Source organism: uncultured Ruminococcus sp., from assembly GCF_937915125.1.
Taxonomy (GTDB): domain Bacteria; phylum Bacillota; class Clostridia; order Oscillospirales; family Ruminococcaceae; genus Ruminococcus_C.
Genome location: NZ_CALDMP010000005.1, coordinates 34168 through 46174, shown reverse-complemented (window position 1 = coordinate 46174; position 12007 = coordinate 34168). Strand labels below are relative to the sequence as shown.

10 protein-coding genes and 1 pseudogene are annotated in these 12007 nt (G+C 47.1%); 3 read left to right on the top strand and 8 right to left on the bottom strand.

All coding sequences use genetic code 11. The features are described from left to right. The first annotated feature begins 9 nt into the window (after positions 1-9). The 3 genes and pseudogenes from Q0418_RS00500 to Q0418_RS00490 all read left to right on the top strand — a co-directional run bounded on the left by Q0418_RS00500 (position 10) and on the right by Q0418_RS00490 (position 2304). Positions 10-714: a hypothetical protein gene (locus Q0418_RS00500; RefSeq protein WP_298481581.1), complete on the top strand. Its 705-nt coding sequence runs from the start codon at positions 10-12 to the stop codon at positions 712-714. Between the two features lie 179 nt (positions 715-893). Next, positions 894-1628, top strand: a pseudogene (locus Q0418_RS00495) (IS256 family transposase); the annotation flags it as partial. A 205-nt stretch (positions 1629-1833) separates the two neighbouring features. Next, on the top strand, positions 1834-2304 hold the full coding sequence (locus tag Q0418_RS00490; protein ID WP_298481594.1) for a transposase: 471 nt from the start codon (positions 1834-1836) through the stop codon (positions 2302-2304). A gap of 501 nt (positions 2305-2805) precedes the next feature. Here Q0418_RS00490 and Q0418_RS00485 read toward each other — a convergent pair. From Q0418_RS00485 to Q0418_RS00450, 8 genes are all read right to left on the bottom strand, one after another. After that, a complete protein-coding gene (locus Q0418_RS00485) occupies positions 2806-3237 on the bottom strand; it encodes a hypothetical protein (protein WP_367276202.1) in 432 nt (143 codons plus the stop codon). Positions 3238-3571: 334 nt separating this feature from the next. Continuing rightward, complete coding sequence (locus tag Q0418_RS00480; protein WP_298481580.1) at positions 3572-4450, bottom strand: DMT family transporter; 879 nt, start codon at positions 4448-4450, stop codon at positions 3572-3574. 7 nt (positions 4451-4457) lie between these two features. Continuing rightward, positions 4458-4730 (bottom strand): metal-sensing transcriptional repressor, encoded by a 273-nt coding sequence (locus tag Q0418_RS00475; RefSeq protein WP_298481579.1) that lies wholly within the window; start codon positions 4728-4730, stop codon positions 4458-4460. Positions 4731-4996: 266 nt separating this feature from the next. Next, positions 4997-6868: a heavy metal translocating P-type ATPase gene (locus Q0418_RS00470; RefSeq protein ID WP_298481578.1), complete on the bottom strand. Its 1872-nt coding sequence runs from the start codon at positions 6866-6868 to the stop codon at positions 4997-4999. Positions 6869-7013: 145 nt separating this feature from the next. Beyond that, a complete protein-coding gene (locus tag Q0418_RS00465) occupies positions 7014-7235 on the bottom strand; it encodes a cation transporter (protein ID WP_298481577.1) in 222 nt (73 codons plus the stop codon). A 443-nt stretch (positions 7236-7678) separates the two neighbouring features. After that, a complete protein-coding gene (locus tag Q0418_RS00460) occupies positions 7679-9250 on the bottom strand; it encodes a glycosyl hydrolase (RefSeq protein WP_298481576.1) in 1572 nt (523 codons plus the stop codon). A gap of 134 nt (positions 9251-9384) precedes the next feature. Further along, positions 9385-11709, bottom strand: coding sequence for a glycoside hydrolase family 95 protein (locus Q0418_RS00455; RefSeq protein ID WP_298481575.1), 2325 nt, complete (start codon positions 11707-11709; stop codon positions 9385-9387). Positions 11710-11751: 42 nt separating this feature from the next. Further along, positions 11752-11928 carry a hypothetical protein gene (locus Q0418_RS00450; RefSeq protein WP_298481574.1) on the bottom strand — a complete coding sequence of 59 codons (177 nt, stop codon included), beginning with the start codon at positions 11926-11928 and terminating at the stop codon, positions 11752-11754. Between the last annotated feature and the right edge of the window lie 79 nt (positions 11929-12007).

Sequence of the window (12007 nt, the reverse complement as noted above, 5' to 3'; positions counted from 1 at the left end):
AAAAGTACCATGGGAGATGTTCTCAATTCATTCTTAAAAAAAAGAGAAGAAGCACAACAGATTTATAATCGCTGCAGTAAGCAGTTGCTATCTTCTTTTACAGTAGCAGAAAAGAGCGTTGTAAGAAAGGAATTTTCAAGAGGAGGAGAATGTCTCCACCGTGGTTTTTACTGTCCAAGTCCCGTTTTGGATATTGTTATCGGAGGGTGCAAAAGAGGAAAACTGATAAAGAAGCCTAGAAAAACACCTGATTTTGAGTATTGGTTTAATGCCGATAACAAAATGATTCTTGCAAAAAGACCCGATATTCCTGAAGGCTGCGACAGCTCGGTCATTGAATATGAGCTTATCTATAATTATGACGGCTTTACAGAATCCGTAGTCTTTCAGATTAATTCCGGTAAAACCGTATGGATATCGGGACTTACAAAATGCTCGTATCAAAACGGACTGATTCAATCCTATGATTATATGAGTATATTTGATGAGCCGTTTAACTGTAATGAAATCAGCAATGAAGAATTTTTCTATAATAATGGCAAGCTGGTTTCAAGCACTTTGCAAAATTATAACTTTGACGTTAAAATCATGAGTATAGATAAATTCTTCTATAATTACAACTCTGACGGAAAAATGGTATCATATACATTGGAAACATGGGATGACGGCAAAAGAATACCCAGTGTGTGGGATAATCACATATTTATTATATAGTTTCAATTTATTAAAACGTTGAAGCTTATAAATTTAAGATGCAAAAAGAATCCGTCGGCGGTTATAGCTGACGGATTCTTTGAGTCTGAATACGGAACCGTGTAAATGGCAATAATACCCACAAAGAAATTTGGAGGTAAATTGTTATGAAAAGAGAACACGGTTTGAATGAAAAGGAAATGGAACTTGTAAAACTGCTGATGGCAGACTGTCACAATACAGGTGATATCCAGAGTATGTTAAAGCGACTTTTTTCCGGTACAATTGAGCAGATGCTCGAAGCTGAAATGGATGAACACTTGGGTTACGAGAAAAATTCAGCCCTTGGAAACAACTCTGGAAACAGCCGGAACGGCTATGGCAAAAAGACAATAAGCAGTGATTACGGTGATTGCGAAATTGCCGTGCCTCGTGACAGAAACGGTGAATTTGAGCCGAAAGTCATTGAAAAAAGACAGACCCGTACAGATGAAATTGAGCAGAAAATCATGGCAATGTACGCCAAAGGAATGTCACAGCGTGACATTGAAGATACACTGCGTGAAATCTACGGTTCCGAAATTTCGCAGGGATTGATTTCCCGTATAACCGACAAGATTCTTCCTGAAGTAAACGAGTGGCAGAACCGTCCACTGGACAAAATATATCCGGTGATTTTCTTTGACGGAATCGTATTCAACTCACGCAAGGACAACAAAATTATCAGCAAGTGTGTTTACTCTGTTCTGGGTATCAATATGGAAGGACAGAAAGAAATTCTCGGCACATGGATATCAGAAAATGAGTCTGCAAGTTTCTACGCAAGTATATGCTCAGACCTGAAAAGCCGCGGTGTTACGGACATTTTCATTGCTTGCCATGACAATCTGACAGGACTTTGTGAGGCAATAAATGCAGTCTTTCCAAAGACAAAAAATCGGGTATGATTTTTAAAATGTGTTTTATTAATTCGACCATAAAATCTCCAACAACCGCTTAATTGCCGTACTTCTACAAGAATGTAAAAGTCAAGACCGCATTTGCGTTCATTTTAGCCTTGACTTTTACATTCTTGTAGATATAATGACAAAGGCGGTTGTTGGTGAATTGTGTCAGATGTAAGTATTTACACAGTTCGAAATTCAGACTCAAAAAAATCAGCTTTGCATTGTTCATCAGATAAGAAACAGCTGCAAGTTCGTGCCATACAAAGACAGAAAAACAGTATGTGCAGACCTTAAGAAAATCTACAGTGCAGTAAACCTTGATGATGCTGAATACGCTAAAGAAGAGTTCCGTGAAAAGTGGGACAAGAAGTATCCGAACATTATAAAATCATGGGACAAAAACTGGGCGGAATTGACAACATTTTTCGAATATCCGCAGGAGATTCGTAAGATAATATATACAACAAATGCAGTTGAAAGCTACCACAGAATGGTGAGAAAATTCACAAAATCAAAGTCGATTTTTCCGACTGATGATTCCATACGCAAGGTCATCTATATGAGCGTAAAGGAAATCTCAAAGAAATGGACTATGCCAGTTAGAGACTGGGGACTTGCGTACTCGCAGTTTGCGATTTTCTTTGAGGACAGACTGGCAGCCTGACGGCTGTTGAGGGCGCTGCCCTCAAACTCCCGAGGTTTATCCGCTTTGGAGATATCCGGTGGAACAATGAAAAACGACGACATTTCTGCCGCCGCTTTCCACCGTTTTATCTCACAGCCTGCGTCTGGTCGCTCCTCAGCGTTGCCACTTTTGGCTGCATTTTTAGTATTATCATTAATTTTGGGAAAATTGCATTTACACAGTTTATTTTTCAGACCCCTGATTCAATCGGATGTTAGGCTATACATATTATTAATCCACTGTCATGACGCTACCCTTAGGTTCTATTGCCTCCGGCGTGCAGGTTCAAGTCCTGTCATCCGCACCATTTCCAATCAGGCTGAATTACGGAAATTTCACGTAATTCAGCCTTTTTTGTATTCCCGATAAGGCGGAACACCTGGCGCCTTTGCGCGTTATATTTTTGAAAGAACAATGACAGCCACAGTGAAAGAGAAAATCACTGTGGCTGTCATAAATTGGCGCATATGTTCTATTGCCTTAACCAACTTCAGAATGCTCCGGATCTGTTTTATATGCAAAGAAGTCAAAATCTGCATAATGCTGATGTTTTACTCTATCGGCACAGGTAATTCCAACCATAGTTCCTGTAAATTCCCCATATTTGCAGTAATCATCCGAAAATTTCGTGGTATCAAAGAGAATACCGATTTTCGTATAGGTTTCGCCGTCATAGCTCCAATAGAACTGGGAATGTCTCCCGGTAATCACAAGGCGGAAGTAGATGGGTACATCGTCCACCGGAATACGTGTGTTGACGAATTCTGTCTTTTCACCATTTTCCAGTTGAATGATAGAAATCGCACTCTGTCCCAAAGTCTCACTGTAATATTTCCGAAGATTGATATAGTTCAGTCCGATCTCATCTGATAGCTTTAACGCTTCTTCTTTGAATTCTTTACTGTACTTCATAGTCGTTTTCCCTTTCTGGTTTTGTAAATTATATTATACCAATTTTTGGGCGTTTTTCGACTACTCTTTCAGTATAACACTTCAAAATAGACCTGAATCCGCAAAATTGAATTTTATAAAAGCACAAAAAGTGGCTGTATTCCGAGAAAAACAAGATATTTTTCAGCTTTGAAAAGTACACCTTTTGGGTGAATAATTTTAAGCAAGAAAAAAAGCTTGTTTAAGCCTTAAAATAGGGCAAAAACAGATATAATGTCAATTTGAGTTTTGCGGATTCAGGATAGAATCAAAAGCGACTTTCTTATTTTGGAGGATGAAAATGAAGTACAATACATCACTGTTTTTCACGTCCATCAATGGTAACAAAATACGTTCCTACAAGCATGATCACAAAAGCTGCAACATAGAGCATCGTCGGAAGTTCCCGGAAGATCAGCAGGGACAGAATGGCACTGAGAAAGGGGGAAACGGCATAATAAGCGCTGGTCTTTGCCGCACCCAGATAGCGCTGGGCATAGATATAAAAGAAAATGCTCAGCCCATATGCCACAAAACCCAGAAGCAGGGCAAACAGAATATAAAGAACATTCAGACTGCATTCGCCCCGTACAATGGCAATGAGCAGCGAACCTGTTCCGGAACAAAAGCCCTTGATCACAACGACTTCCAGAGGATTTTTCGAGGAAAGCATCTTGGTGCAGTTATTTTCAAATCCCCAGCAAACGCAGGCGAGGAGCACAAATACCGAGCCAGCAGAAAACGAAAAAGTGCTCAGATCCTCAAAAGAAAGCAGCAGACTTGCCGCAGTGACAAGCGCGATCCCTAGCCATAACCGTTTCGAGATGACCTCTTTGAATATGCATAATGCAATCACGCTTGTGGCAACGATCTCAAAATTATTCAGCAGCGATGCATTTGCCGCAGTTGTCATACGAAGCCCCAGCATCAGAAAAATTGGGGCGGCAATATCCAGCACAACCATTCCAATGGTATATGGGAGTTCTTTCTTTGTCAGTGGTTTTTCCCGTTCTCCCCTGCCCAGTTTTTTCTGCACCAATCCCACCAGAAACAGTCCCAGCCCTGCCCCCAGGTAGAGCAGCGCTGCCAGCATGGCGGCAGACAGTTTTTCCAGGAGCAGCTTGGATACCGGCGAATTGATGGCATAAAATGCCGCCGCAAGGACAGCAAAACAAATGGCTTTTCCCTGTTTCATGGCACACCTACTTGATAAATTTGTCGATGGCATCGTTCAATTCCGCCAGCACCTGTTCATCTTCGTTTTCAATGGCATGTACCACACAGTGATTGATATGATCTTTCAGGATCAGCTTTCCTGTATTGTTGATGGCAGACTTTACTGCTGCAAGCTGAATGAGCACTTCGCTGCAATCCCTGCCATCCTCCACCATTTTCTTCACCGATTCCAGATGCCCGATGGCTCTGGACAGACGATTGATAACTGCTTTTGTGTTTTCATGTTCATGGGTGTGCATCGCACTCCGTCCTTTCTCTCTTGATATATCCCCCTATGGGGGATAATTTTATTGTAGCACAGGATATAGAAGATGTCAAGAGAAAATCAGGAAGTACAGAAAAAACGGCAGACCTCGCATATTCACGAAATCTGCCGTATTCTTTAGGCAATACCGGACAAAGAGTGTGCGTCAGATGCGCCGTCATATTTTTTGTGAAATTTGACGTAAAATATGCAAGCATATGACGTGCTAAGCCGGCAGGCACTCTTTATACGGTATTGCCTTTACTTTTCTTTCGATTTCACCGCACGCATCGCCCGCATAGAGTTGAGAATGGCGATCACAGAAACGCCTACATCTGCAAAAACTGCTGCGCCGATATGCGCCAGACCGCAGGCACCCAGCACCAGGACAATCGCCTTGACGCCCAATGCAAACACAATATTCTGCTGTGCAATGCCCATGGTCTTTTTGGCAATTTGCACTGCAACTCCAAGCTTTGAGGGCTTGTCATCCAGGATCACCAGATCTGCCGCTGCAATCGCCGCATCGGAGCCGAGACCGCCCATTGCAACGCCCACATCCGACTGTGCCAGCACCGGTGCATCGTTCATACCATCGCCCACAAAGACCAGCGTTCTGCCTTTGTTCAGCTTTTTCCGGTATTCCTGCATGTGCTGCACCTTGTCCGTAGGGAGACACTTTGCGTGCACTGCATCCAGATACAATGTCTCGCCCACTTCCTGCGCCGCAGATTCGCTGTCTCCGGTGAGCATTGCCACACATGTGACGCCGGACTTCCGGAGGGTCTGCACTGCTTCTGCCGCATCCGGCTTTATGCTGTCTGCGATGAGGAGATATCCGGCATAAACACCATCCACCGCCACATGCACAGCTGTACCGCTGCCATCAGGCACTGCCGGTTCCAGCCCGGCATCCTCCAGATAGGCTGCATTTCCGGCGAGAACCTGTCTGCCGTCCACCAATGCCGAAACACCGTGCCCGGCACGTTCCTGAAGCTCTGTCACACGTGCGCTGTCCAACGGTTTTCCATAGGCATCCCGCAGGGACTGGGCAATGGGATGATTGGATGCAGATTCCGCCAACGCCGCCAGTTCCAGCTGTTCTTCTTCAGAAATTTCCAAAGCATACTGCTTAGTTACACGGAATTTTCCCTGGGTCAGGGTACCTGTCTTATCCATGACCACCGTCTGAGCACGTGCCAGTGCTTCCAAATAGTTACTGCCCTTCACCAGAATGCCGTTTTTGGAGGCACAGCCGATTCCGCCGAAAAAGCTCAGGGGAACAGAGATCACCAGTGCACACGGACACGAAATAATCAGGAACGTCAGCGCACGATAGATCCATTCTGAAAATGTCTGCCCCGTAATCAGCGGCGGTACGATAGCAAGAATCACTGCGGCAATGACCACGCAGGGCGTATAATACCGGGCGAACCGGGTAATAAACTGTTCCGTCTTTGCCTTTTGGGAGGCAGAAGTCTCCACCAGTTCCATGATTTTAGAGGCAGTGGATTCCGAAGCCGGCTTTGTGACCACAAGCTCCACTGCACCGCTGAGATTCACGCAGCCGCTGCAAACGCCGTCTCCGGGCGCCGCAGATACGGGCATGGATTCTCCCGTGAGGGCGGCGGTATCAATAGTTGTGTGCCCCTGGAAAACTTCGGCATCCAGCGGGAATTTCTCTCCGGGCCGCACCAGAATATGTTCGCCTACGGCGACTTCTTCCACCAGAACTGTTTCCGGCTTTCCGTCCCGGAGCACCGTTGCTTCATCAGGACAGAGATCCAGAAGATCGGATACTGCCTGGCGGGAACGTCCCACGGCGATTTTTTCGAACAGTTCACCCACTTGATAGAACAGGATGACTTCCACTGCCTCGGGATATTCGCCGATGGCAAAGGCGGCAATGGAGGCAATGGTCATCAGGAAATTTTCGTCGAACACCTGACCATGGGCAATATTCCGTGCCGCCTTTGCAAGAACGCTCCAGCCGGGCACCAGATAAACGGCGAGAAAGATCACCAATTCACCCCACCATGGCAGGGTAAGCAAATGGGTTACAAGCATTGCCGCCGCAAATAGCACGCCGCCGATCAGGATCTTGATGAGTATTTTTCGTTGTTGTCGTGTCATAAGGCATTCCTTTCCGGTTTTTTTTGAATAACTACGTTTCCCCTAGTTGTCTAACCAAGAGCGATTTCCTAACCGTTTTGAAAAAGGCAGCTTGGCAATGAAGTTTTTGATATTACTTTGACGTTACATGCATTGCGCTTCTTTATCACTTGACAATGATCTCACAATCCGGCTCTACCTTCCGCACACACTTCTGCGCCGCTTTCAGAATTTTCGGAAAATCCGCTTCCTCCGCTTCAATGGTCAGCTTCTGGGTCATAAAACTCACTGTCGCAGACTGTACGCCTTCCAGCTTCTGAATAGCTGCCTCCATCTTTGCTGCACAATTTGCGCAGTCCAGGTTCTCCATACGATATATCTTTCGCATTCTGATTCCTCCTATGCATCTATCATTTGAACGATTGTTCATATGTTCATTATACGCAATAAGCAGAAAAATGTCAAGAGGTCAGAGCAAAAAAAGTTGATTTCCCGGAAGAATTGAATTATAAAAAGTGTTTTTAGATATTGCATAAAAAAAGGAACGTTTTCCTTACAAAAACGTTCCTTTTCTGTGTGATAAACTTTTTATTTCACAGCTGGATCAGAGTGTATTCACATAGCACGCCCTAGTGCTGATGTTTTTTTAGGCAATACCGCACAAAGATTGTGCGTCAGATGCGCCGTCAGATTTTTCGTCAGATGAAACAAAAAGCGCAGTGAATACTTTGTGTATTCACGAGCATTTTTGTGAAATATGACGGAAAATATGCAAGCATATGACGTGCAAAGCCGCCAGGCGCTCTTTGTGCGGTGCTGCCTTTACATTTCTCACTGATACGAAAAATCTTCCCGTGTCAGAGCACCCTCTGAATTGTAAATGGCAATAAGGGTACTATTATCCGTATATTCGCCCAGATACGGCGCATACCACAAACCGAAAAAAGACCACACTGCATTATCCCGGAACATGGCGTTCATATCGGGTACCGTGCTGCACTCACTGATCGCAAGCATTTTCCCCGGCACCATATTCCGAAGTGCCACATACTGTTCATAGCGGCTTCCATACACCTCTGCTTTATCCACATAGAGATCCAGCGATGCAATGTCATACTGGGATTCCTCCACCAAAAAGCTGCTGCTCTGACCGTTCCAGACCCAAAGCAAATTGTTCAGCTTGTGATACGCCGTCATACGAGTATACATCAAGTCCCAAAGCCAGCAATAGGCATCTGCACCGGCACTCCCCCACCAATACCAGCCACCGCCTGCTTCGCCCAAAGGGCGCCACAACACCGGCACATCTGCATCCGCCAGAGGCTGCATTGCTGCTGAAATGGCATCGATGTCCTGGAGAAGGGCATAGCAGCTCGCGGAGATTTCTCCGTTTTCTTCCATTTTCGACAGTTCCTGGGGCGAACACATAGCTACATCGGCATCTGTCACCGCCTCTGCCAGATCAAAAGTGGCATCTTTGGCATAAATCGTATCAGTTCCCGTTGGCGCATTCCACAGCCAGGACAACCCCACAACACCGCCTTCCTCTGCCCAGGCGAGACTGTCCTCCACGGCAGTTGCCTTTCGAGAATCGCCGCCATTGGGAGAATATGCACCCATGTCTGCAAATCGGATCATGGGATATTTTCCGGTGACAGTATAAATCTGGTTCAGTTCCCCATCAGAGCTGTCTGAAACATACTGTCCGGTGATGATCTTAGAACCATAATTCTTTGTAAGAAATTGATACAGCTGCTTTGTCTTTGCCGTAGCATCTGTGTTTACCGGCATTGCGTCGATTTCTGCTATTTCATCATAAAGGCTGGTATTATTGGTCAGTTCCACGCAGTCAATATCCACAAGACCATCTACCGGAACAATGGACAGTTCGCAGTCGCCGGCAGACAGGAAGATTCCCTGTACTGTAACACGCATGAAATTCTCTGTTGCATCCGTAGTCATCGTGTACACTGGTTCGCCATTGGCGAGAATTTTGCAGGTAGATGCTGCACCAGAGCCTACTACTACAGTGATATCATAATGCTGCGTGGCAGGGATCTCCGCCGTCAAGACAAGAGTACTGTGATTATCGGCATCCAGACCGCTGAGATACCCTGTACCAGAATAGCCCAAACGAGGCAGCATTGCCACAGAGCAACCGGAGGGGATTGCGGCATCTTCCGCTTCCAGCTTCAGGGACGCATCCTGTCGTGTAATTTCCGGCACCTGCAAAGCGACGGCAGGATGCTGGGGTGCAGTCGTTTCCGTAGCCACTTCCGTTTCCAACTGCGTCACCGGCGTTGCCGTCAGTGCGTCGTTCCATTCCGGCTCCTGTTCAATTTTAGCACACCCTGTCAGCATCATCACAGCCGCCAACAATGCGCAAATTTGCTGTTTTCTCAATCTATCCATCTCCCGGTCTATGGAATATCGTTAACTAAATCTGTGCGAAGTTCAGATTATTACATAAGTGGATACCATTACTTTTTAGGCAATATCGTACAAAGCCGACAGGCGCTCTTTGTGCGGTGTTGCCTTTATACTCGAATGCGATATGTCGCTCCTGCTTCCGTGGGGAAGGTCAGCAGTGCGCCGTCAATACGTGCATCTACCGAGCCCGTATCACTGCTGACACTAATGATAGTATTGGCACGCACTGTGCAGGGCTTTCCTGCCAGTGAACGAATCACTGCTGATTCCAGCTTGCCCTGATGCCAGGTGATATCTACCTCAAAGCCGCCACGGGCACGCAACCCGCAAATACTGCCGTCCGGCCACGATTCCGGCAATGCCGGCAGCAGATTGATCTCACCACGGTGACTTTGCAGCAAACACTCTGCAATTGCCGCTGTACCGCCGAAATTTCCATCGATCTGAAACGGCGGATGAGAATCCAGCAAGTTGGGATTGGTTGACCATGCCAGAAGCTTCTGCAAGTTCTCATATGCCGAGTTCTTATCCAGTAGTCTTGCCCACATGTTAATGATCCATGCACGGCTCCAGCCCGTATGACCGCCGCCATAGGTCAGCCGGCGAATCAGGGTTGCACGTGCAGCCTTGCCCAGTTCCGGCGTGTGATACGGCGTAATGAGATCTGCCGGGTACAGGGCAAACAACTGGGATATGTGCCGGTGACCGATCTCCACTTCCTCATAATCCTTCGCCCACTCCTGAATCTGACCGTACTTACCCACTTTCAGCGGCGGCAGCTTCTGGAGCAGCTCCTCCAGCTGTGCGGCAAATGCCTCGTCACGTCCCAGGAGCTTGCTGCTTTTAATGACATCACGGAACAGTACCGTGAGAATTTCCGTATCCATAAAAGGGCCGCTGCACAGACAGCCCTTTGTTCCACGCTCTGTTTTATAGGTGTTTTCCGGCGATACAGAGGGACAGGTCACAAGCTCCCCGACTTCGTTCTCAATCAGATAGTCCACAAAGAACAGCGCAGCCTCTCGAATTGCCTCGTAGTGCTGATCCAAAAACTCCAGATCCTGAGTAAACTCATAATGCTCAAAAATATGCAGACACAGCCACGCTGCACCCATAGGCCAGATGGTAGCTGGCATCCACAGATCCTGAGGTGCTGTATCACCCCAGATATCCGTATTGTGATGGCAGACAAATCCCCGGCAGCCATACATTGCCTGAGCAGTTTCCCGTCCCGGCGCACGCATCCGTTCGATAAGGTCGAACAGAGGCAGATGGCATTCCGACAGATTGCATACCTCCGCCGGCCAGTAGTTCATCTCCGTATTGATATTAATGGTAAAGCGGCAGCCCCACGCCGGCCACATATCCTGATTCCAGATACCCTGGAGATTCATGGGCTGTGTGCCCGGACGGCTTGCAGACAGCATGAGATATCTGCCATAGTTGAAATAGAGCACCGCTAGCTTGCTGTCATGGATTTGCAGTTTGCATTCCTTATGATCGCCCTCATCACCTCTCAGGCGAAGCAGACGCTCATCGGTAGGAAGTGCACTGCCGCCCTCACTGTTGTCCGGCAGGGTAAAGCGTACCCTGCGGAATTTTTCCTGATATTCCGTCAGATGGCGATACAGCAGTTCCTCATAGCTGCAATCCGCTGCATAGGACGCATCCAGCTTTGCGACATCCTCATACTGTTCCCCGTGATAAAAGCTGGTGCCCACACTCAGAAGCAGAGTCACCTCGTTGGCATGTTCCACCACCAGAGACCCACCCACTGTGCGGATGGAACCGCCTTCGGTAAAGCCAGTCATAGCTGCAGCAAAAAAAATACCATCCCTGCTGCCTGTGCCGCCTGTGTAGACGATCATGTTATCATAATCGGTACAGGGACGGCAATCGTCATAATAATCATCCCGTCCGTCCACTGACGCACAGAGATTGATCTTTCCCGGCTCGCTGGCGGCAATGTGCAATACCAGAACACGATCCGGCTCGGATACAAATACCTCACGGACATAGGTCACATCGTTCGCCGTAAAGCGCACCGTAACCAGTGCCTGTTCCAGATCCAGACTGCGCTGGTATTGTTTTGCCTTGCCATCAAAATCCATATGCAGATTCAGATTCCCCAGGGGCATATAGTGCCGGGAATTGGGTGTTACGCCCTGCATTTTCTGAAATGCGACCGCCTCGGCTTCTGCAATGCGCTCCTCTTTCAGCAGAGCACGCACTTCTTCCAGACCCTCACGGGCATCGGGATTGTTCCGGTTCCGCTTTCCCCCGGACCAGATGGAATCCTCGTTTAATTTGAGTACCTCATCTGCCGCACCGCCAAATACCATGGCTCCGATCCTGCCGTTTCCGATCGGCAGTGCATGGTCAAAATCTTCTGCCGGCTGTTTATACCAGAGCATTGTCTCTGCGTCCATCATACACAGCACCTCCGTTTTCTCGATTCCAGCAATATTATCGCTTTACTTCCTTTTTCGCTTTCCGCCAGGAATGCGGATCAGCTGATCCAGCATTTTTCCCAGCCGGATCCGATCTGAATCTTCTCTCGCCGCATTTTTCTCCGGTGCAGTCACGATCACAGTATAGCTCCGATTCCCTGCCTGCACTGTAGTTTTCCCATTCTGTTCCAGCATATCCATCACAGACACCTCCAGAACTATCTTATGCAGCGTTATTCTTTCTATGGCAACACCGCACAAAGAACGCCTTCCGGCTTTG

What these genes read in the sequence shown, in the direction of transcription:
- Q0418_RS00465 (WP_298481577.1), bottom strand. Translation starts at nt 7,235, where the DNA reads ATGCGAAAGATATATCGTATGGAGAACCTGGACTGCGCAAATTGTGCA.
- Q0418_RS00480 (WP_298481580.1), bottom strand. Translation starts at nt 4,450, where the DNA reads ATGAAACAGGGAAAAGCCATTTGTTTTGCTGTCCTTGCGGCGGCATTT.
- Q0418_RS00470 (WP_298481578.1), bottom strand. Translation starts at nt 6,868, where the DNA reads ATGACACGACAACAACGAAAAATACTCATCAAGATCCTGATCGGCGGC.
- Q0418_RS00450 (WP_298481574.1), bottom strand. Translation starts at nt 11,928, where the DNA reads ATGGATATGCTGGAACAGAATGGGAAAACTACAGTGCAGGCAGGGAAT.
- Q0418_RS00500 (WP_298481581.1), top strand. Translation starts at nt 10, where the DNA reads ATGGGAGATGTTCTCAATTCATTCTTAAAAAAAAGAGAAGAAGCACAA.
- Q0418_RS00475 (WP_298481579.1), bottom strand. Translation starts at nt 4,730, where the DNA reads ATGCACACCCATGAACATGAAAACACAAAAGCAGTTATCAATCGTCTG.
- Q0418_RS00485 (WP_367276202.1), bottom strand. Translation starts at nt 3,237, where the DNA reads ATGAAGTACAGTAAAGAATTCAAAGAAGAAGCGTTAAAGCTATCAGAT.
- Q0418_RS00455 (WP_298481575.1), bottom strand. Translation starts at nt 11,709, where the DNA reads ATGATGGACGCAGAGACAATGCTCTGGTATAAACAGCCGGCAGAAGAT.